This window comes from Gluconobacter aidae (assembly GCF_009547075.1).
GTDB classification, from domain to species: Bacteria; Pseudomonadota; Alphaproteobacteria; order Acetobacterales; family Acetobacteraceae; genus Gluconobacter; species Gluconobacter aidae.
On record NZ_WIPH01000038.1, the window covers coordinates 1 to 19,424 of the forward strand.

At 60.0% G+C, this 19,424-nt stretch carries 20 protein-coding genes and 1 other RNA gene; 12 read left to right on the forward strand and 9 right to left on the reverse strand.

The window, feature by feature from the left end:
- Nucleotides 1-110: 110 nt before the first annotated feature.
- From GFJ39_RS14300 to GFJ39_RS11965, 6 genes are all read left to right on the forward strand, one after another.
- Nucleotides 111-266, forward strand: coding sequence for a hypothetical protein (locus tag GFJ39_RS14300; protein WP_228391929.1), 156 nt, complete (start codon nt 111-113; stop codon nt 264-266).
- Nucleotides 267-448: 182 nt separating this feature from the next.
- Nucleotides 449-607: a hypothetical protein gene (locus tag GFJ39_RS14100; RefSeq protein WP_194285369.1), complete on the forward strand. Its 159-nt coding sequence runs from the start codon at nt 449-451 to the stop codon at nt 605-607.
- Entirely contained in the window at nt 604-1,524 is a 921-nt protein-coding gene (locus GFJ39_RS11955; RefSeq protein WP_153431533.1) for a DnaJ C-terminal domain-containing protein, read from the forward strand. Before GFJ39_RS14100 ends, GFJ39_RS11955 begins: the two co-directional genes overlap by 4 nt.
- 4 nt (nt 1,525-1,528) lie before the next feature.
- Nucleotides 1,529-1,678 (forward strand): hypothetical protein, encoded by a 150-nt coding sequence (locus tag GFJ39_RS14105; RefSeq protein WP_194285370.1) that lies wholly within the window; start codon nt 1,529-1,531, stop codon nt 1,676-1,678.
- 36 nt (nt 1,679-1,714) lie between these two features.
- Nucleotides 1,715-3,214, forward strand: a complete 1,500-nt coding sequence (locus GFJ39_RS11960; RefSeq protein WP_153431534.1) for a peptide MFS transporter — start codon at nt 1,715-1,717, stop codon at nt 3,212-3,214.
- Nucleotides 3,215-3,431: 217 nt separating this feature from the next.
- Nucleotides 3,432-4,994 (forward strand): carbohydrate porin, encoded by a 1,563-nt coding sequence (locus GFJ39_RS11965; protein WP_153431535.1) that lies wholly within the window; start codon nt 3,432-3,434, stop codon nt 4,992-4,994.
- 86 nt (nt 4,995-5,080) lie between these two features.
- Here GFJ39_RS11965 and GFJ39_RS11970 read toward each other — a convergent pair whose 3' ends face one another.
- Together GFJ39_RS11970 and GFJ39_RS11975 are read right to left on the reverse strand one after the other, a co-directional pair.
- Nucleotides 5,081-7,330 (reverse strand): TonB-dependent receptor, encoded by a 2,250-nt coding sequence (locus GFJ39_RS11970; RefSeq protein WP_325062937.1) that lies wholly within the window; start codon nt 7,328-7,330, stop codon nt 5,081-5,083.
- A 148-nt stretch (nt 7,331-7,478) separates the two neighbouring features.
- Nucleotides 7,479-9,038 (reverse strand): carbohydrate porin, encoded by a 1,560-nt coding sequence (locus GFJ39_RS11975; RefSeq protein ID WP_153431536.1) that lies wholly within the window; start codon nt 9,036-9,038, stop codon nt 7,479-7,481.
- A gap of 297 nt (nt 9,039-9,335) precedes the next feature.
- On the opposite strand from GFJ39_RS11975, the gene GFJ39_RS11980 reads away from it, so the two are divergent.
- Complete coding sequence (locus GFJ39_RS11980) at nt 9,336-9,962, forward strand: POTRA domain-containing protein (RefSeq protein WP_153431537.1); 627 nt, start codon at nt 9,336-9,338, stop codon at nt 9,960-9,962.
- Between the two features lie 32 nt (nt 9,963-9,994).
- On the opposite strand, the gene GFJ39_RS11985 is transcribed toward GFJ39_RS11980, so the two are convergent.
- The 3 genes from GFJ39_RS11985 to GFJ39_RS11995 are packed head-to-tail and all read right to left on the reverse strand — an operon-like array spanning nt 9,995 to nt 12,550.
- On the reverse strand, nt 9,995-10,582 hold the full coding sequence (locus GFJ39_RS11985; RefSeq protein WP_325062938.1) for a DUF1643 domain-containing protein: 588 nt from the start codon (nt 10,580-10,582) through the stop codon (nt 9,995-9,997).
- A complete protein-coding gene (locus tag GFJ39_RS11990) occupies nt 10,579-11,127 on the reverse strand; it encodes a peroxiredoxin (protein WP_153431538.1) in 549 nt (182 codons plus the stop codon). The genes GFJ39_RS11985 and GFJ39_RS11990 overlap by 4 nt, the downstream gene beginning before the upstream one ends.
- A gap of 52 nt (nt 11,128-11,179) precedes the next feature.
- Entirely contained in the window at nt 11,180-12,550 is a 1,371-nt protein-coding gene (locus GFJ39_RS11995; protein WP_153431539.1) for a transglycosylase SLT domain-containing protein, read from the reverse strand.
- Nucleotides 12,551-12,757: 207 nt separating this feature from the next.
- Here GFJ39_RS11995 and GFJ39_RS12000 point away from each other — a divergent pair, with 207 nt between their 5' ends.
- The 3 genes from GFJ39_RS12000 to GFJ39_RS12010 all read left to right on the forward strand — a co-directional run bounded on the left by GFJ39_RS12000 (nt 12,758) and on the right by GFJ39_RS12010 (nt 14,741).
- Nucleotides 12,758-13,627: an ABC transporter permease gene (locus GFJ39_RS12000; RefSeq protein WP_153431540.1), complete on the forward strand. Its 870-nt coding sequence runs from the start codon at nt 12,758-12,760 to the stop codon at nt 13,625-13,627.
- 4 nt (nt 13,628-13,631) lie between these two features.
- Entirely contained in the window at nt 13,632-14,429 is a 798-nt protein-coding gene (locus GFJ39_RS12005) for an ABC transporter ATP-binding protein (protein ID WP_153431541.1), read from the forward strand.
- A 93-nt stretch (nt 14,430-14,522) separates the two neighbouring features.
- Nucleotides 14,523-14,741: a hypothetical protein gene (locus GFJ39_RS12010; RefSeq protein WP_011252962.1), complete on the forward strand. Its 219-nt coding sequence runs from the start codon at nt 14,523-14,525 to the stop codon at nt 14,739-14,741.
- Nucleotides 14,742-14,775: 34 nt separating this feature from the next.
- Here the strand turns inward: GFJ39_RS12010 and GFJ39_RS12015 are convergent, their stop codons facing one another.
- The 3 genes from GFJ39_RS12015 to ssrA form a co-directional block, all read right to left on the reverse strand.
- Entirely contained in the window at nt 14,776-15,168 is a 393-nt protein-coding gene (locus GFJ39_RS12015; RefSeq protein WP_011252963.1) for a VOC family protein, read from the reverse strand.
- Nucleotides 15,169-15,260: 92 nt separating this feature from the next.
- The gene (locus GFJ39_RS12020; protein ID WP_153431542.1) at nt 15,261-15,836 is read right to left on the reverse strand and encodes an SspB family protein; all 576 of its coding nucleotides are present in this window, start codon (nt 15,834-15,836) and stop codon (nt 15,261-15,263) included.
- Nucleotides 15,837-15,938: 102 nt separating this feature from the next.
- Nucleotides 15,939-16,262: a transfer-messenger RNA gene (gene ssrA, locus GFJ39_RS12025) on the reverse strand.
- Nucleotides 16,263-16,356: 94 nt separating this feature from the next.
- Between ssrA and thyX the strand changes: the two genes are divergently transcribed.
- Nucleotides 16,357-17,268: an FAD-dependent thymidylate synthase gene (gene thyX / locus GFJ39_RS12030; protein WP_153431543.1), complete on the forward strand. Its 912-nt coding sequence runs from the start codon at nt 16,357-16,359 to the stop codon at nt 17,266-17,268.
- Nucleotides 17,255-17,452: a hypothetical protein gene (locus GFJ39_RS12035; protein ID WP_153431544.1), complete on the forward strand. Its 198-nt coding sequence runs from the start codon at nt 17,255-17,257 to the stop codon at nt 17,450-17,452. Before thyX ends, GFJ39_RS12035 begins: the two co-directional genes overlap by 14 nt.
- Nucleotides 17,453-18,011: 559 nt before the next feature.
- Here GFJ39_RS12035 and GFJ39_RS12040 read toward each other — a convergent pair.
- Nucleotides 18,012-19,400, reverse strand: a complete 1,389-nt coding sequence (locus GFJ39_RS12040; RefSeq protein ID WP_153431545.1) for a phage fiber-tail adaptor protein — start codon at nt 19,398-19,400, stop codon at nt 18,012-18,014.
- Nucleotides 19,401-19,424: the final 24 nt, after the last annotated feature.

Sequence of the window (19,424 nt, forward strand, 5' to 3'; positions counted from 1 at the left end):
GCACCTGAACAGGAGGCGCAAAATGAAGCCGGCAGTGTTGCGTTTCCTCTTGCTTCTGTCGGTCCTTGGTGGACTGTCGTCTCATACCCTTGCGGCTGAGAACACGGCCTTTGAAGCGCCCGCTCCTCTGGGGGGCGCTGGCAGGGACCTTCGTGAATGCGGGGGCCGGTATGGCCGTCGTTCTGATGCTTCCGGATTCCGGGCCAACGGATCGGGATGGAAACTCGGTTCTGGGGCCAAAGTCTGCCACACTGCGGCTGATCTGAAGGCGGAGGTTGTTCTGCTGCCGAATGTGATCCATCCCGCTGGCGGACCTTGGTGTTGCTCCGGCTGCGGATGGATCACTGCCGCTGGATGGTGCAGTAGTGTCTGATATTGCAGAGTTTGTTCTGAAACATTGACCCCAGCCCCGTGCGATCACACATCTGGGAATAACGGAGGATCAGAAATGGCAGACGACGGACATCCCGCAGAGGATTATCTTCGCCCGAAGCTGCAGGCCCTGATCTCAGACGGTGTGCGGGCCGGATTCCCGCAGAATGAAGTCATTGCGGTCCTGATTTCCCTGCTGGATGAGGGACCTGAAGAAGACGGGGAGATGACATGAACGACCCATATTCGGTACTGGGCGTTTCGAAAACGGCGACGGACAAGGAAATCCGCAGCGCGTATCGGAAACTGGCCAAGCAGTACCATCCGGATCACAATCCGGACGACAAGAAGGCCGAAGAGCGCTTCAAGGCGGTCGGGCAGGCCTATAACATCATCGGCGACAAGGAAAAGCGCGCGCGTTTCGATCGCGGTGAGATCGACGCCGACGGTCAGGAGCGCGGACCGTTCGGTGGTGGCTTTGGCGGCGGCGGGTATGGTCCGGGCGGTCCGCGTGGGGGCACACAGGGCTTTCAGGGCGGCTTCAATCAGGAAGATCTGGGCTCTTTCTTTTCGGATATGTTCGGGGGCGGCTTCAGCGGCGATTTCCAGCCGGGCGGTTCGGCCGGACGGCGTGCGTCCAAAGGGTCCGACCGCCGTTATGCTGTGACGATTTCGTTCCAGCAGGCTGTTCTGGGGACCTCCCTGGATCTGACACTGGGAGAGGGCGGGCATACCGAGGTCCGTATTCCGCCAGGAGTCGAAGACGGCCAGACCCTGCGCGTGCGCGGCAAGGGTGCGCCTGGCCGTCCGGGAATGGACGGGCAGCCGGGTGTTCCGGGGGATGCGCTTCTGACGATCACGGTCACGCCCGACAGTCGGTATGTCCGGGAGGGACGCAATCTGCGCATCACGCAGAACCTCGACCTGAAGACGGCTGTTCTGGGCGGCAAGATCGCCGTTCCCACCCCCAAGGGCGATGTTTCGGTCAAGATTCCGAAGCATTCCGACAGCGGCAAGGTCCTGCGTCTGTCCGGGCGGGGGATAGCGGGCGATAAAAAGCATCCGGCCGGTGATCTGCTGGTGACGTTGCAGGTTCATATCGGTACTGTCTCCCCCGAGCTGGAGGCTTTCTTCAGCCAGCAGGAGAGCTGAAAACATGGGGATGGTGCGTCGCGTCCGGTCGAGACTGCCGGAATGGCCGTGGAGTGACATCATCGGCGGTATTGTGGCGCTGATCTTCGTGATGGCTCTGGGCATCGTCAGTACGCACGCACTGATCCTCGCCGGGGAGTGGCATTTGCCCTAAGATGCGGCCTGTCTTCTGGTTTCTGACGGGTTCTGCATGACTGCATCCTCTTTTTCTACAGCCGGGGTCTCCGCTCCGGGACTGCGCCGCAGGGCGTTTACGGTCGTTCTGGCCATCGAATTGTGGGAGCGGTTTGGATATTACGGCATGCAGGCCGTCCTGACGCTGTTCATGGTCGAACAGCTCAGAATGGCCGATGCGGCCGCCAATCTCATGATGGGCGCTTTCGGAGCGCTGACCTACATCACGCCTGTCATTGGTGGCGTCATTGGTGACCGCGTTCTGGGCGCGCGGCGGACGATGGTCATGGGGGCCCTGTCCCTGACCTGCGGCTATGCCTTTCTGGCGGCAGCGCTACAGTCCCATACGCTGCTTCTGGTGGCGATGGCTCTGATTTCCACGGGGAATGGCCTGTTCAAGCCCAATGCAGGCAATCTGGTGCGCCGGATCTACAAAGGGGATCATGCCGCGCTCGATGCGGCCTTTACGCTGTATTATATGTCCGTCAATGTCGGTTCGACCGTTTCCATGCTGCTTACGCCCTGGCTCCAGATTCACTACGGTGCGCCTGCCGCCTTTGCGACCTGCGCGGGCGGACTGGGGATCGGGCTGCTTTATTATGCGCTGCGTTCCAGCTGGCTTGAGCCGACGACGCCGGTTTCGGAAAAACAGCCGGTCCCGTTGTCACGGCTCGGAATGGTTGCGGGTGGTCTTGCCGTGCTGACTGCCTTCAATGCCTGGGTTCTGGGCAGCGATACGCTGGCGCGTCTGTGCGTGATTGCGGCGGGGACGGGACTGGCGGCGATCTGGGTTGCGCTCTATGTGCGGGCTCCCCAGACCGAGCGTCCGGGGCTTCGGCTGACCTATATGCTGTGTCTGCAGGGTACGATCTATCTCGTATTCTACCAGCAGATGACGACGTCCCTGACACTGTTTGCCCTGCGTGGGGTTTCCGGCGACTACCGCATCGGGAGCGTGACGCTTTTTCACATGTCGGCCGGGCAGTTTCAGGTGCTCAATTCCGTCTGGATCATGGCTCTCAGTCCGGTTCTGGCGTTCCTGTACAACCGGATGGGCCAGCAGCAGAAACAGACATCCCATGCCCGCAAGATGCTTCTCGGTTACGCCATGGTCTCGATCGGATTTGCGGTCTGGTGGGCGGCGGCCGCTCATGCGGACGGGCTGGTGTCTCCCTGGATCATGGTGGTGGGATATGGCTTCCTGTCTCTGGCGGAACTGCTGACGAATGGGTTGGGACTGGCCATCATCGCACGATATTCGCCTGCGCGGCTGAGCGGTTTCATGATGGGGGCGCTCTATCTGCTGTGGGGGATTGCCATGTATGTGGGCAGCATTATCGCCAATCAGGCGGCGCTTCCGCCAGAGGTGGTGGCGGGTGGCGGTGGGGCTGCGCTCTATGCGGGGCTGTTCCGGACGCTGTGTAAAGTTGCGGCTGCCGTCGTAGTGGTTCTGGCGCTTCTGGAGCCTCTGACTCGGCGATGGGATCGGGAACACGTAACTGTGATCGGCGGATAAGTCCCGGAAACTGTAGCGTTAAACTTTTTGTAATCCGGGAGAAATCTCCGGATAAAAATTTGACGTTCCGCTTCAGGACAGCGTCGCGAAAGGCATATTACGAAAACATAGGTCTTCCATACCCTATTCTGGACCGTTTCCGGACTGTATGACAGTGCCCGGCAACAGCCTCACGCGCTGTCGGCTGCAATGGTGTCACAGGGAGACAGTTTGGAAGATGGGGACGTTCGGGCGGGATTGGACGAAAGCGCTGTTGATGGCCTGTGCCATGACGGCGGTGCTTCTTGGCATGACTGCCGTTGGCCATGCACAGACGACACCAGCCGGCGTTGTTGACGGGCGCCAGAAAGCTGCCGCCAGAACCAGCACGGCGACCATGGGTACCCCGCAGATCCGGACGAAATCCGTTTCTCCGGTCCCGCTTCTGGTCAAACCAGCTCCGACAAAGACGGGCGTCGAGAGCGCAGCGAAAACGTCCGATACGACGGAAAGCCGTTTCTTCCCGGCATCCTTCCATGACTGGCTGACCCAGAGCACCATGACGGGTGACTGGGGTGGCTGGCGTACCTGGCTGACCGACAAGGGCATCAATATCGGTGGTCACTATCTTGAAGACAGTGCCGGAAATCCGATCGGTGGCAAAACGAAAGCCGTGCGCTATGCGGATGAATTCGGCATCAATGTCGATTTCAACCTCAAGAAGCTGACCGGCCTGAATCTGGGTATGTTCCATACGCTGATCACAGCGCGTCAGGGACTGGGCATTGGCGCAACGCTTCCGGCGCTGGACAGTCCGCAGCAGATATTTGGTTCGGGCGAGACGGTGCGTCTGACGCGTCTGTCATGGGAAATGCCCTGGAACCGTTATGTTTCGACCGAGGTGGGTGAGATCAACACCGAGAACGATTTCGAGCAATCCTCCATCTACTGGGGCATGAGTCAGTACTGCCAGTTCGAATCCAACGCGATCTGCGGTATGCCGCAGTCCATTGCGATGAACTCGGGCTATGGCTGGTATCCGACGGCCCATCCGGGGGCCTGGGTGAAGTTCTATCCGGCTGGAAACAACCATTATCTGGTGCAGTTCGGCGCATATTCGATCGATCCGACGATCTCGAACACGCATAATGGCTGGAAGCTGAATCTGCATGACGCGATCGGGACCTATCTCCCGTTCCAGCTTGGCTGGCATCAGGGTGGCAAGGACGACTATAGCGGTCCGCTCCAGACTAACATCAAGATCGGTGGCTATTGGGATACGTCCGAAGTCAGCGATGTCTATTCCAAGCTCAGCATGTTCTCCGTTCCGGCGGAGTATCTGCTGTCCGCTCCGACGCAGAAGGTTCGTGGACGGTTTGGTGGCTGGTTCCAGTTTGACCGGATGCTTCAGCGTGATGAGGCCGACCCGAACCGCGGAACGACACTGTTCACGTCTTTCACCTGGGGCGATCCGCGCACAGCCGTCGCACCGTATTTCATCACCTGGGGTGTGACCCGCAAGGGCACGTTCCGCAATCGTCCGAACGACACGATCAGCATCGGCATGAAAATGCTATGGGTGAACCCGAAGCTGACGAACTGGGCGCGCCAGATGCAGGCCGCCGGGGCGCAGGGCATCAACAAGCCGTCCGGGGAGCATGCGCTTGAGCTGAACTATGGCTGGCGTCCGACGCCCTGGCTCGTGATCCGGCCGGGTGCACAGTATATCTGGAGTACGGGCGGCACGAACCGCTACAAGAACCCGCTGCTGCTGGATTTCGAAACGGGCATCACGTTCTGATCTTTGCTGGTCGGAAGACCGGATATGAAAAACGCGCCGCTCCTGAAGGGAGGGTGCGTTTTTCGTTTTCAGCGGTTTGAAACGGACTACAGATCCGTCGTGAAGGAGAATTTGAAGGTGCGGGGCATGCCCTGCATCAGATAACCATTGAAGGCCGAGGACCAGTAACGCGTGTTGGCCAGGTTATCGACGCCGAAGCGCAGCGTGACCGGCGTGTGATGTGTCACGAAGGTGTAGCGCCCCGCCAGATCGAAGCGCGTCCAGACCGGGATGTGCAGCGTATTGGCCGTGTTGACCCACTGCTTGCCGGTGTTGACCACGCGGCCTACGACCGTGGCGCCTTTAAGGAATGGCAGATCGTATTCGAGATTGCCGTTGATCGTGTAATTCGGCACGCCGATGGCCGTGTTGCCGTCCTGAAGGCCGCCTGCCGTATGGCGCAGGTCCGCCTGGATCACTGTGCCACCGCCATTGAATCGCAGGCCGGGCAGGATTTCTCCATTCAGCGTCAGTTCGATACCGCGATTGCGTTGCAGACCGTCTTCGCGAAACGCGAATTCCCCCGTATTGCCGACTGCCACGGAATAGGCATTGGGCTGTGAAATTTCATAGACGGCAAGCGCGGCGCTGAAGCGGCCCGTGTCGTATTTCGCGCCGACTTCATACTGGGTGGATTTGTAGGGCGGGAAAATCTCGCCCACGTTCTGAACATTTCCGGTCGCCGTCGGACCCTGCGAAAGACCCTCGATCCGGTTGAAATACAGCGATGTCCGGCGGGTGGGGTGAATGACCAGCCCGACGACGGGAGTGATGGCGTCCTGGTCATAATGGCTGCTCATCGCGCCCTGACCGGTCGTGCTGTAATTGTAGCCGTTGATGAGCATGTTCTGGTATCGGAAGCCGCCTGTCAGGGCGACGCGGTCATGGAAGAGCGACATCGTGTCCGAGAAGAACAGGCTGTACAGGCGGGTTCGGCTGATCGTCTGCGGATCGTTGACGACGCCACCCGCAAAGGTCTCGGCCGGGGCGGAAAACTGTGGCGTATTGTAGATGTTGGTCGTACTCGGTGTGAGAGCCATCGTATAGGCGGCGGCGCTGTCTTCCCACAGACCGGAGCCGCCGGCGTTGATCTCGTGGCGGACGGGGCCGGTGCGGAAATGGGCACGCACACCTGCGCGCGTGCTTTCATTGGTCTGATCGTACGGCACATACATGGCACCGGCGGTTCCAGAACCGGTCGCCGTGTCGGTGACGGTCGGGTTGGAGTAATTGCCCTTCTCGTTGCTGGTCAGAGCTCCGAAGGCACCATAGAGCATGACGTTTTTCGTCAGGTCATGCTCGACGTTGAGCATGCCGAAGACATAGTTCAGGTCGTTATAGGCCCAGCGCTGACCGAAATTGTGCGAGGGCGCAGCGGGGCGCGGAACGGATGTCACATCGCTGCCCAGGAAGATCGCGGGTCGCCCACCGTTCACACCCTGGTTCTCGTAATCGATATCCATGGTGATTCTGGTGTGGTTGCTGCGGTCATGCCAGTCGAAATCGGCACCGAGCGTTGTGGAATGGCGATATTCATCCGTGACGGAATCCTCCCCGCTTTTGCCTGCGACATTCAGGCGCACACCGAAGGCCTTGTCCTCGCCAAAACGACGGCCGACATCGATGCTGCCACCGCCCATGGCGCTGCTGGTGTAGTCACCCGTGATGCGGGTGAGGGGAGCGTTCGTTGCGTGCTTGAACAGCAGGTTGATGTTGCCGCCAATGGCTGACCCGCCCGGGGCCGCGCCGTTGAGGAATGCGCTGGCACCGTTGAGAACCTGCACCTGGTCATACAGTTCTGGCGAGACAAGCTGGCGGGGGGTGATGCCGTACAGGCCGTTGATCGACACGTCGTCGCCATCCACGGCAAAACCCCGGATAACGAACATTTCCGAGAAATTGCCATAGCCGAAGGTCGTACGGACGGACGGATCGTTTTCCAGCACTTCGCCCAGTGTCTGGGACTGCTGGTTCAGGATCAGGCTGGAGTTATAGCTGCGGATGTTGAACGGAACGTCCAGACCTTTCTTGTCGCCCAGAGCGCCAAGCTGGCCGCCGCTGCTGACCTGCATCTGGTCCCGCTTTCTGGCCCGGACGACGATCTCTTCGTCGGGTGTGACCTGCCCGGTCGTGCTGGCAGGTTTGGCGGCTGGCTTGCTCGCGGGGGGCGTGGCGGTTGTCGTGGTCGGGACGGGACTGGCTGCGAGAGCAGGAAAGGCTGTTCCCGCCAGCAGCAGGCAGGACAGACGCGCAGCCCGCAAAGGGTGTGAGAACGGTGCAGAAAACGATGCGCGCACGAAAACCTCGGAACAATGAACGGCCTGGCAGGTTATCGGTATAATGCGAGTTATTCGCAATTAAATTGTGATTGCCGAATGTTGCCGGATACGAAAAAGCGGGACCCTTCAGGCCCCGCTTCGCAGAAAAACCGCTGTGTTCCTTGTGTCAGAGAACGACGGTGAACTGAACGCCCAGAACTGCGGCATCATGAAAGGTCGTCGTGGCACTTGGGCGCTGGATGTACTGGAAGTCCGGCTGAAGCGCCATCGCCCGGGCGATATGGGCGGAATAGAACAGTTCGTACACGTTCTCATGGCTCTGCGGACCATAGACCGCGCCCCACTGGTTGTTCTGATAGGGCAGCCCAAGTGCCAGGGACGATTCCTGCTGCAGGGCTGCCGTGTGGCTCATATCGAAATGCTGGTACATCGCGCCAACCGTATCGAGCGGACGGCCCCAGGCGGAGCCGGTATCGACCAGACCGGCCCATTCATGGTCACGCATCGCAACGGTCTTGCCATCGCTGTACATTGCGCCAGCCATGGCGATCAGCCCGTTCGTTTTGCCGGGGCCATTGCGGACCAGCATCTGGTCGAGGATGAGCCACGCACTGTTGCGGCCCGCCTCGTAGCGGCGGGGCTGGCCCGTGAGCTGCCAGGAATTGCCGTGAATGTCCCCGTACAGATTCACGTAACGCGAATTGTCGTAGGAATAGCCGATGACGTAATGGCCCTGAAGCTGGTTGTGGCCGAACTTGGGGGTCCATCCGATTTCAACGGGTGTGGAGAACTTGCCGAGACCCGACTGCGCCCAGGACCAGCCCGAGATACCGCCATTATAGGAGTGCGGGCTGACAGCGAAAAGGCCCGCCATGATATAGGTGTCCATGGTCGGCATGACCCGGACGATTGCGCCCAGATTGCCCGACGGCCAGTCACGATTGCCTTCCGTATATTTGTTCGGTGCGGGATTGCCGCACATGGCGACGTTCATGAAGTTGCAGAACAGCGGGGAGGCGGCGAAGAAGCTGCCGACCGGAATCCAGCCTGCGTTGATATCGATGCGGTTATGAACGAAGGACATCTCGCCATACATCGCGACCATGTGCGCCACCACGTTTCCTCGGGCACCGTATATTTCCTGCACGGCAGCGATGGAGTCGCCGAAATTGCGGGAAACACTCTGGCCATGTCCATTGACGATGAGGGTATGTGTCCAGAAGTTCCGCACGCCAGCGAGCTTGTTCCAGTCGATATCCAGTTCGATGCCGAACTGTCCGGCGTCAGAATAGGCGCGCTCCTTGCCGCCCGTGAAATTGCCGGCAAATTCCTCGTTTATGGCGGCCATGAGGTGGATGCCGTGTTTGAGAAGCCACGGTTGCACGCCACCCCAGTCTCCCAGGAAATGCTGTGATCCCATGGGCGCGGAAAAGTAGGGGCCCGGGTCTCCTTCCGCCTGGGCGAAACCGGAGACGGTATTTTGCATGATGGGTGTGTTGCTGCCACCATTGGCCGGTGTCTCACTGTTCTGGGGGGCAGGAGACGGCAGGGCAGCGGCTCTGGAAACGCGATTGCGGGCGCTGTTGGGGGCGGGATCGGACTGCGCCTGAGCACTGTCGACGGTGGCAGCCAGCATGGAAACGGAAAAAAGCCCCATCAGGACAGACCGCAGGTGTTCGGAGCGGATTCGGGAAGAAGTCCGGGCGAAAGAAGCGAGTACAGGCATGAAACGGACGGGGCCTTTGCAATAAAATTGGTGGAACGGGAGTCTGGTTGTGGTCCAGAGCTGCTGGAAGCTGTGTATCCCTGAAGATCCTGTCAGGGGCAGAATTGGTCCCGAAGCGCCGGTATTGGAAGAAAGGCGTCGAAAAGAAGACGCCACCGGAGTTCGAGGATACTGAACGCATCCGTCCGGAGGATGTTGCTCTAACCGGAGTTCAGAAGAAGATTTGCCAACGCTGGGAAGTCTTGTAGCGTAAAAGTCAGAGATTTTCTCATCTTTTTCATTACAGGAGATTGCCAGATGTCCCTTCCCTCCCTGCTGGCCCGGAGTTTTCTTGGCGTTTCGCTTGCCGTGTTCCCTGTTATCGGAATGATTACAACCGAGCAGGCTCACGCCGCCCTCCCGGCGTCAACTGTTCCGCTAAAGTTGATGACGGTGGCCGTTCAGGGCAACAGCCGCGTTCCGACGGCGGATATTCTGCAGGCCTTCGGTCATCATGCGGGCGACATGGTCACGCGCGATGAACTGGCCGCCGCGCAGAAGCGCGTGGGCGATCTGTATTCGGCCCGGAAGGTGGGTGTCAGCCTTGGAGAACAGATGCGGATTTCCGGCAAGGCCGTCTCCGTCAAGCTGGTCATCGAGGAACAGGCTCCCGGTGCCGCAACGCCGACCGCTCTGGTGCTCGACAAGGTGGAGTTCCAGGGGAACAAAAAGGTTTCGACCGCTGATCTGGAAGCGGTGACAAAGCTTCGGGCCGGCGGCCCGGTTACGAACGAGCTTCTGTCCGCGGACATGCAGGCCATTCAGGCCCTGTACAAGAGCAGGAAAGCGTCCGGTTCGATCCAGCCGCAGGCGACTTATCCCAACCATGACCAGCACGTGGTGCTCGTCTGGAGCATTCACGAGCAGGACAAGGCCGGGAACTGACCCTCAGGACCGCGGCCCGCCAGAAACGCCGCTCAGTCCAGCATATCCGGATCAAGCGGCTGCGGGGTGAGGGCGGAGGGCAGGTAGAGCGGGTGTTCCGGACGCCCGCTTTTGCTCAGGCGCAGTGCCGTCACCCTGATACCGTGATGGGCCAGCATCCGGGCGACTTCCGTTCCCCGCGCGCGCAGCCCCTTGGCCTGTGGCGAGCCGTAAGCCAGGACCACAAGATCGGCCTTCCGGGCCATGTCCAGCAGATGGGCGTCGTTGTCCGGCCCGACAGGATCGGACACTTCCAGCAGCCGCTTCTGGTCCGTGCAGCGATAGGCAAAGCTGTTGCCCACGAACATGCCGCCATAGCCCCAGGCACGTGCATAGCGCTGGCACTTGGCGACCGTCCGGTCATCGCCGAACTCGGTCGCGACAGACGGATTCATCATCAGCCACATGATCATGGGACGGTTTTCGTCCCAGACGCGCCGCAGGGTGTAACGGTAACAGTCCTGCGGGCCGCCGTAGATCGCCGTGCTGGTGATGTCATCAGCAAGCTTCAGGGGACGTGAATCGCCCACATGATGCTGCCCGAACAGGTCCGGGCCTATGGACGAAGAACAGACACTCACGGATGCTGCTTCAGGGCCTTTACCGCGGCCAGGGCGCGCGAAACATGCTCGTCAGGAGACATGGAGGCATAGCTCATGGCGATATGGCCATCCTGTGCGATGACATAGGACGTGCGGCTTGCCATGTGGAGCAGGGGCATCTTGGCGGCATAGCTGAGGGTGATCCTTCCGGTCGGATCGGCTGCGACCGGGAAAACGCTGCGGCACTCACTGACCGAGAAGCGGTTCAGCTTGTCGATCGGATCCATGGAAATGCCGATGACGGTGGCGCCCTGTGCCTTGAAATCCGGGATGGCATCCGCGAACTCATGGGCTTCGATCGTGCAGCCCTTGGTGAAAGCCGCCGGATAGAAATACAGGACGACGGGGCCGGTCTTGAGCGCATCCGCCAGATGATAGGTGAACTCGTGCCCGCCGAGGCTGGCAGAAGCGGAAAAATCCGGGGCATGGGTGCCGGTTTCAAGGGCAGCATGCGCCGGAGCGGTGGTCAGGGCGCCGGCGAGGGCGACAGCGCAAAAAGCGGTCGTTGCAAAGAAGCGGCGCATCGGGGTGGTGTATCCCTGTCAGAAAAGCGGGCGGAAAGGCCCGGAAAACGGATCAATATGCGCCGGGCGGAACCACGACGCATGGAGAACCGTGCGACAGACGGCGGCAGGCTGCAACTGCATTTTCATGCGTCAGACCGGTTAGGCGCGCGCGATAGAGATGGGAACGGCCCCCCTTCACGCTCTCGACCTGCGATCGGGCCGAAGCCACCACGACGCCGCCTTTGCTATGGGCTGCAGATGTGGCGATGCTTGCCTGCTTCGCATTGGCGAAGGCCCCGACCTGAATGGCCCAGTTGCCCGTTGCCGCTTTGGAGGATGCGGAGACCGCCGGAAGGGAAATGTGGGGGTGCACCCGGTTGACTGGCATGACGGCCATGATCGGCTGAGGCTGCAGATGATGCCCGATCGGGATTTCCTGCGCTGTAACCCGGTTATCCGCGACTTCGTCATCGGGAACGGATGCCTGCCGGACGGCCGGACGGGCCGGTGTCGGCGTAAAGCCTCGCGCGGCCCAGGCTGCGCTGATGCTCGCGGGGGCTTCGGAGCCTGCGGCGGAGGCGACCTGCACGGGAGCCGTAACAGGAGCCGTCTGGAGTGTCGCGGCCGGAGTGTCCGACTCTGAAACGTCAGACGACGTGTCGGCGGCTTCCCTGTGGTTCCATGCCGCGCTGACAGCCTGCCGCTCGGAGGCCGAAGTCACCGGGGCTATGTCTGCCGACTGTGTGTTCTGGGCCAGCATGACCTGGGAATTGGGATCATGCTGGGCGACCAGAAGGTCGGCCGCGGAGCGGTTATGCGGCGTGATGCCAGCGATATGCGGTCCGATGGCAGCCACGTAGCGGCGCGTTTCACGGGGCAGGGCGCGGCCCCGGCGAAGATAGCGGTCGAGGCTTCCGGGCCCGTCGTTATAGGCCGCGAGAAAGCCGGGAGATCCGTAGATGTCATACATCTGCCGGAGATAGGCTGTTCCCGCGAGGATGTTGTCGTGCGGATCGTAAGGATCTTCGCCGAGCCCATATTGCTGGCGCATGTCGTCATAGGTCGGCGGCATGAGCTGAAGAAGGCCCATGGCGCCGGGAACCGACGTGATGAAATTGCCGTTATGGTCAAAGAGGTGCCCGCCGGATTCCTGCTGCATGACGGCCCGGATCCAGGCTTCGGGCACATCAAAGCGGTTGGAGGCTTCCTGGATGTACGGTCCCCAGGGATCGCCGGGCGGGCCGGGGGGGGCATAGTAGGATTTTGCGTGGGCGCGGTAATTCGCTGCTTCCTGTGAAACCGGAAGCTCCGGTCCGCCGCCCATGTCGGCATTGTTGCCGGCGCAGGCGGCGAGCAGTCCGACCAGACCCAAGGCAGTACCCGCACGGATGAGAGACAGGGTGCGGACAGTGGTCCGGAACGGAAAGACGGGTCTGGGCATCGGGTCTGGGCACCTGAGGAAAACTTGTCTCAATGTGGCAAGCATACACGGGGATTACGGCGAAACTAGGAAAAAGGGCTCTACAGGGCAGATTTTCTGACAGGGAGAGGCTTACGGAAAGGAGTGTAGCGGAGATTCATTTCCCGAATATGAACTTCCCCCGCGCGCCGTCTTGCCGGGGGTGGGGGGATCGGGTAGGCGGACGATATGAGTGTATCTTCTCCAGCTTCAGATGTCGCACACAACGATGCGCCGCACAGGCAGGGCAGTCGTGACGCTCTGCGGGGCAGTCCGGCGACCCGGGCCTGGGCTGACTGGAAGGAAACACGCCGTCTGTGGCGGCTGGGTGTCAGGCTGGGCTGGCTCGACATCCGGCTTCGGTACCGTGGGTCCACGCTCGGGCCATTCTGGCTGACCATTACCTCTGCCCTGATGGTTGCCTCGATGGGGGCGCTCTACAGCAAGCTGTTTCACATGCAGCTTGCGTCCTATCTCCCGTTTCTGTCGCTGTCGCTTACCCTGTGGAGCGTCGGGTTTTCCAGCCTGATCCAGGAATCCTGTACCTGCTTCCTTGATGCCGAGGACATGGTGCGGTCCGTCCGGCTGCCGTTCCTGCTGTATGCGGTTCGGGTCGTGGTGCGTAATGCAATCGTTTTCGCCCACAACATCGTCGTGCCGCTTGGCGTGTTCGCCCTCTATCATCTCTGGCCGGGGTTGGATGCCCTGCTTGCGATCCCCGCGCTTGCGCTGTGGGGCCTGGACGGTTTTGCCGCATGCATGCTGTTCGGTTCGCTCTGCGCGCGTTTCCGCGATGTCGCGCCGATTATCGGTGCTCTGTTGCAGATCGTTTTTTATGTCACGCCGGTCATCTGGATGCCGCAGCAGCTTGGACCCCGGGCAGCTTACCTGCTTTACAATCCGTTCTATCCGCTGCTGGAAATCGTGCGTGAGCCTCTTCTGGGACACATGCCGTCCCTGCAGATCTGGGGCATTGCGCTGGCCACCAGTGTCGTGTTCTGGCTGATTGCCGTGCAGTCATTTATCCGGGTACGGTCGCGCCTGGTTTTCTGGATCTGACATCATGGCTCATATCCGTCTTGAAGACCTGTCCCTGTCTTTCCCCGTACTCCACGGCGGCTCCCGCTCCCTCAAAAAGACGCTGCTGTCGCGCGCCCGAAGCACGGTGGCCGGAAAGACGGAAACGCTCGGTGGCCGGATGCGGATGCGCGACAATGCAACCGAGGTCGTGGAAGTCCAGGCTCTCTCCAAAGTCAGCTTCACGATTGGTGCAGGAGAAAGGGTCGGCCTCGTCGGGCATAACGGGGCGGGAAAATCGACGCTGCTGCGTGTTCTGGCCGGAATTTACGAAACGGATGATGGGATCCTGGATATCGATGGCGATACCCATGCCCTCATTGATCCGAAAGCCGGGATGAACAGCGAACTCACGGGGCGGGAAAACATCCAGCTCTTCGCCTGCCGGATGGGACTGAGCCGGACTGCAACGCAGGAACTGGAAAAGGATGTGGAGGCGTTCTCCGATCTGGGTGCGTTTTTCGATCTTCCGGTGCGCCTCTATTCCTCGGGCATGTCCATCCGGCTGGGGTTCGCGCTGGCAACGGTGCCGCGCTCCCGCATCCTGCTGATGGACGAATGGTTCATGGCCGGTGACCAGAAGTTCCAGGACAAGGCCAGGGCGCGGCTGGAAGGGATGGTTGATTCTGCGGAGATCCTGATCGTAACATCCCATGCGCTGACGGTTCTGCGTCAATGGTGCACGCGCATCATCTGGATGGAGAGCGGGGAAGTCCGCATGGACGGGCCGACTGCGGATGTGCTGGACGCCTATGAGGCAGCGGTGGCGGCAACGCCCGTCTAGGGTGTGCTGCGGCGATGCGGGGGCGACGGAGTTGGTATCCGATCCCGCGTGGAGTAGGCTGCCTCCCGGTTTTGACATTCAGGGAGACAGTTCATGTCTTATGCCGCCATTGACGCCGCGCGTGTCGCCAAAGCGTCCGAATCCGCTCTGCAGACCTTATCGACCGTCAAGGAAACGTCCGAGGCTCACCAGCGCAAAACGATCATGATCGAACGCATTCACGCCCTCGCCAAGGCTGCGGCCGAAACGAAGGACTGCAATGCCATCACGCTGACCTCCGAAGAGTTCTGGCTGATTTCCAAGAACTGGTGACCCAGCGGGCGGTGGGGCGTGCGCTCTGCCGCCCTTAGCCGTTATAGGAGGCCAGTTCGATCAGATTGCCGTCCGGGTCACGGCAATAGACAGACGTGATCGGACCCAGCGCCCCCAGACGCGCCACCGGGCCTTCGACGATTTCCACCCCGCATTTTTCCAGATGCCGGACGATATGTTCGCTGGCGATGGCTGTCGTAAAGCACAGGTCTGACGTTCCCGGCGCGGCATCGCCCGCCGTTTCCCAGCCTTCCGAGCCTTCGGGACGCAGATTGATCTTCTGTCCGCCAAAGCTCAGGGCCACACGGTTGTTGCGGCCGTATTCGTCGATATCCATTCCCAGAACACGCTGATACCAGGACGCAGACAGGGTCCGGTCCCGGACGGTCAGCACGATATGGTCAAGGCGATCGACGGTAAAGCGCATGGGGATCCCTCATGAGAGCGACGTTCCGGCCAGTATAGGCCGGAAAAACACTGTCTGGCCAATCCGTTTTCGAAATCCCGCGGGGCGGATGCTCAGGTCGGCGGCCGCTTGCGGAATGCGGCCAGGCTGACGACTTCAGCATCTTTCTTCATGTCTTCGGACGAAGCCGTTTCCGGCTGGACCTCAGGATGGTGGGCGGGATCGATATCGTCCGGCTCCGCGGCGCCTTCGGGGATCTCGACGTCTTCATCCTCCTCCAGCGGGGAATGGCTGAAGCGCAGTGCCATGCGGATATGGGGATCGGCAAAAGCCGTGATGGCGTTCACGGGGATGCACAGGATGCTGCCAACGCCGCCGAAGGACAGGCCAACGGAAATCACGTTCTTCTCTCGGTCCAGCGCCAGATCCCAGAACTGGTGCTGAAGGACGATGGTCATCTCTTCAGGATATTGCGCCCGCAGACGGGCCGGGATGATGACATTCGGGCGGTTCGTGCGGAACGTCAGATAGAAGTGATGGGCCCCTGGCAGCCCTTCGGCCGCAACATGCTCGATCGCACGGAGCATGACTTCACGATAGGCGTCTTCCACCCAGTCATCATAAGGGAGAAGGCTCTCGGGAAGCTCGTGCTCGAAGCCGTCCTGGCCGTTGTGGTCGTCGTCGCTCATGGTCGCAAGCCTGATGTTTCAGTCAACTCGCTCAAGGGATGCGACAGACGGGCGCGGATGGCAAGCCGTCTTTGCTGTGAATGTCGGGGACACATGATGAGGTGGGAGGGCTTCTGTTGCCCGGTGCCCTCCCGAACCGCGCTTATCGCTTATGCAGCGACAGCGAGCACCTCAGAGTTATCGTTGGCACTTGTAAGTTTAGCCCGATGACGGTGGTACAATGCCGGGCAAAAGATAAGTCTTTACCATGCGTGTCGAGCCTGTTTCGTCCCCACAGATCCCCGTTGCGAGGGATTTTCATGGTGGAGACGCCGGGCACTGCCCCCGGGTCCACAACACTTATTTCACTTACCGTTTATCGCCATAGCCGGGGACGAACCCCTTGCACTGCTGAACATAGGAGTGCGGGTGCTTCGCCGCAAGGGAAAAGGCGGGGATGAAAAAAATTAAGCCTCCGGAATCGTGTCAATCCGATTCATTCGGATGACGCCGGGCAAAAGCCCATGCTAAAGCCGCCGCCATGGCACTGACATCCGAACAGCGCGCTGAAATCGAAGCGCAGCGCAGCGAACCCCAGCTGACCTCCCGTCCGACCGTGGCGGCGATGGAAAATCTGCTTTTCACACCTTTCGAGGTGCTGGATCATGGTTTCCTGCGCGTCGTCGATTATATGGGCGATGATGGTGCGGTCGTTCAGGCTGCGCGGGTGTCCTATGGCCGTGGGACGAAGAAGGTGTCCGAGGATGCGGGACTGATCCGCTATCTGATGCGCCATCGTCATTCCACGCCGTTCGAGATGTGCGAGATCAAGTTCCATGTGAAGCTGCCGGTCTTCGTGGCGCGTCAGTGGATCCGTCATCGCATGGCGAGCGTGAATGAGTATTCCGCGCGTTATTCCATTCTGGACCGCGAGTTCTATCTGCCCGCGATGGATCAGGTCGCTGCGCAGAGCAGTTCGAACCGGCAGGGGCGGAGCGATGCTCTGGATGCCGATACGGCGCATCAGGTTCTGGAGATCCTGCGCCGCGATGCCAGCCAGTGCTATGATGACTACGAAAGCCTTCTGAACCCGGAAGGCATGGGTCTGGCGCGTGAGCTCGCGCGGATCAACCTGACCCTGAACACGTATACGCAGTGGTACTGGAAGATCGATCTGCACAATCTGATGCACTTCCTTGCTCTGCGGGCTGATCCGCACGCGCAGTACGAAATTCGCGTCTATGCGGAAAAGATGATCGAGATCCTCAAGACGTGGGTTCCGGCAACGGCAGCAGCCTTCGAGGAATATCGTCTCGGCGCTTTCACGCTTTCTGCCGGTATGCTGAAGGTGGTGCGCCGCCGTCTGGCCGGTGAAACGGTCACACAGGAAAATTCCGGCCTGACCAAGCGCGAGTGGTCGGAAATGGCGGCGGTTCTGGATGGCGCATCCTGATCCCGCTCCGGGACCAGCCGGAAACGATCTCGAACGCCTGATGCTCGCCGCACGGGAAGCACAGGCGCTCAATCCGGTCGAAGATGTGGCAGAAAAAGCGCCGAATCTATTTCTGTGGGCAGCAATAGCGGTGATTCTTGTCCTGACATCTCTCGCCATTCATTTTTTCTGGCCTGCTTCATAAATACTCAGACCTGTAAATAATAGGTAAAATCCGGTCTCTGCTTCTGTTTTTATTTGTGCAGATTTTGTGAGAGATTCGAGCCGAATGTGTGTGATGATGCTCACATCAACTCCCGATCTTTTTACGAACAGAGTTATCCACAGGGATGGAGTTTCTCTTTTACCGTTGATCGATTCGGGTCAATTTCCAGATGTCTGTCTCTAAAGACTTGATTTCAGGCAATAATTTTTGGAAAGAATTGGTTGGAATATCTGGATTCCAGCGCAGATATGTCAAGAAGATTCTTGGAATACCCACATTTCATCCTATGTGACCGCGATACTTGTGCGTGATTGATTTTCAGGACATGTTTTCGGAGTCCGAAGAATTGGAGATGGGGCGGTTTCTGCCCGCAAGTCCGGATCTGTTTTGATCCGCCCGGACACGCCCATCCGGACCGAATCATTCTGTCCCAGGAGTACTCGGGCTATCCGGCCTGCCCCGGCATCCGGCAGGTCCATGGTCGTCGATCCGGCCCAACAGGTCGGGAGGGCAAGGAGTCTGTAAAATACCAACCTCCTCACGCCAGTGCCTCACCGCTCAGACCAGTCCACGTCTTGGTGTTCGGGTTATACATCGCCATGACACCCTGCGTACCGCCATTGATGGCTTTGTCTGTCACGACTGCGAAGCACCAGTCCTGAGGAGAAGATGGAAGATTGGTGTAGGTATAAGCCGCTGTCTGGAGGGTTCCTGGCCAGCAGAACGCCCCTTGCCCGCTTCCGCCTGCCCATACAAGGTTATTGTAGGACCATTGGGTATAGACGTATGTCCCTGCGTTGTCCTTGAACGTCAGCCCGAGGTTGCCCGGAAGCGTAATGCCGCCTGTGAAAGCCGCCCCGGCGAGTGCTGCGTACTCGTCCCCGTTAGCGGGCGTGTAACCGAGCGCCGTCGCAATATTGGTGGCCGTCACATCAGCGTCTGAGCCAGCCGGACCCATCGCGCCCGTCGCCCCCGCTTCACCTTGTGGTCCGGCCGGTCCAACGAGAGTAGTCAGCCATTCCGCTTCCGTTCCGGAATAACCCTCCGCGACCGCGACCTGATACGCGCTTTTGCCGTCAACCCCCGCAGTTCCGGTTGCTCCTGCGGTCCCGGCGTCCCCCTGCGCGCCCGTGGCCCCTGTTGCGCCAGGAACCCCGGGTGGAGCTACAAACGTCGTTTCCGTCGCTGTGCCATCCGTGAGGGTGGCCGTAAGCGTGACCGTGGATGGTTGTCCCATCGTGAGCGGCCCCTGAGTCGCCTCGATGGATTTTATACCCACGCCTTCGCTGGCACCGGAGAGCGATGCAATCCATTCCGCGATCGTCCGGGTTTTCTCCGAAGCAGTAATATCCAACCCCGAACCGTCACCAGAGTAAGAGGTAGCTTCAACACTCGTAAAGGAAGGCGTGCCGACAGGGGTACCGTCCTCTGTCGCCATTACGACACGTCCGTTGGATGAATAGCCTGCTGGTAGTGCCTCCACGCCAGCGATCAATACTTTGCCGTTCGTCAGGGTATCGACAGGGAAGTCCGATGAGGGCGGAGCTGTGGCGGCCGTCAGATTCGTTATCTGAAGAACCGCCATCACCGAATAGACGCGCCCCTGCGAAGTCGTAACTTCGAACAGGATCTTCTGGGTTGTATTCGGCTGTCCGCTGGCAAGGAACGTAACCAGTTGCGTCCCGGCTACGGCGCTCCATACGATTGCGAGGGCATAGTTTCCGCCTGCGGTGGTCATGACTGTTGCAGACCGGATCGAGGCCAGCGTGTCACCTGTTCCAGCCAGAAGTGCCGAGAAGTCCAGCGTGTAGTCCAGACAGTCAGCCGATGCCTTCGGGCTGAAGATGACCTGTGATAGCGTTCCAACGGCGCCCTCAAGCACAGTTGTCCGCAGCGTTGAAGGAGTCAGATTGTGCACCGTCGTCATGCGGCCCTCACTTCAGTCATGTGT

Excerpts from the sequence above, each read along its gene's own strand:
- GFJ39_RS14100 (WP_194285369.1), top strand. The coding sequence starts at position 449 with ATGGCAGACGACGGACATCCCGCAGAGGATTATCTTCGCCCGAAGCTG.
- GFJ39_RS11955 (WP_153431533.1), top strand. The coding sequence starts at position 604 with ATGAACGACCCATATTCGGTACTGGGCGTTTCGAAAACGGCGACGGAC.
- GFJ39_RS14105 (WP_194285370.1), top strand. The coding sequence starts at position 1,529 with ATGGGGATGGTGCGTCGCGTCCGGTCGAGACTGCCGGAATGGCCGTGG.
- GFJ39_RS11960 (WP_153431534.1), top strand. The coding sequence starts at position 1,715 with ATGACTGCATCCTCTTTTTCTACAGCCGGGGTCTCCGCTCCGGGACTG.
- GFJ39_RS11965 (WP_153431535.1), top strand. The coding sequence starts at position 3,432 with ATGGGGACGTTCGGGCGGGATTGGACGAAAGCGCTGTTGATGGCCTGT.
- GFJ39_RS11975 (WP_153431536.1), bottom strand. The coding sequence starts at position 9,038 with ATGCCTGTACTCGCTTCTTTCGCCCGGACTTCTTCCCGAATCCGCTCC.
- GFJ39_RS11980 (WP_153431537.1), top strand. The coding sequence starts at position 9,336 with ATGTCCCTTCCCTCCCTGCTGGCCCGGAGTTTTCTTGGCGTTTCGCTT.
- GFJ39_RS11990 (WP_153431538.1), bottom strand. The coding sequence starts at position 11,127 with ATGCGCCGCTTCTTTGCAACGACCGCTTTTTGCGCTGTCGCCCTCGCC.
- GFJ39_RS11995 (WP_153431539.1), bottom strand. The coding sequence starts at position 12,550 with ATGCCCAGACCCGTCTTTCCGTTCCGGACCACTGTCCGCACCCTGTCT.
- GFJ39_RS12000 (WP_153431540.1), top strand. The coding sequence starts at position 12,758 with ATGAGTGTATCTTCTCCAGCTTCAGATGTCGCACACAACGATGCGCCG.
- GFJ39_RS12005 (WP_153431541.1), top strand. The coding sequence starts at position 13,632 with ATGGCTCATATCCGTCTTGAAGACCTGTCCCTGTCTTTCCCCGTACTC.
- GFJ39_RS12010 (WP_011252962.1), top strand. The coding sequence starts at position 14,523 with ATGTCTTATGCCGCCATTGACGCCGCGCGTGTCGCCAAAGCGTCCGAA.
- GFJ39_RS12015 (WP_011252963.1), bottom strand. The coding sequence starts at position 15,168 with ATGCGCTTTACCGTCGATCGCCTTGACCATATCGTGCTGACCGTCCGG.
- GFJ39_RS12020 (WP_153431542.1), bottom strand. The coding sequence starts at position 15,836 with ATGAGCGACGACGACCACAACGGCCAGGACGGCTTCGAGCACGAGCTT.
- thyX (WP_153431543.1), top strand. The coding sequence starts at position 16,357 with ATGGCACTGACATCCGAACAGCGCGCTGAAATCGAAGCGCAGCGCAGC.
- GFJ39_RS12035 (WP_153431544.1), top strand. The coding sequence starts at position 17,255 with ATGGCGCATCCTGATCCCGCTCCGGGACCAGCCGGAAACGATCTCGAA.
- GFJ39_RS12040 (WP_153431545.1), bottom strand. The coding sequence starts at position 19,400 with ATGACGACGGTGCACAATCTGACTCCTTCAACGCTGCGGACAACTGTG.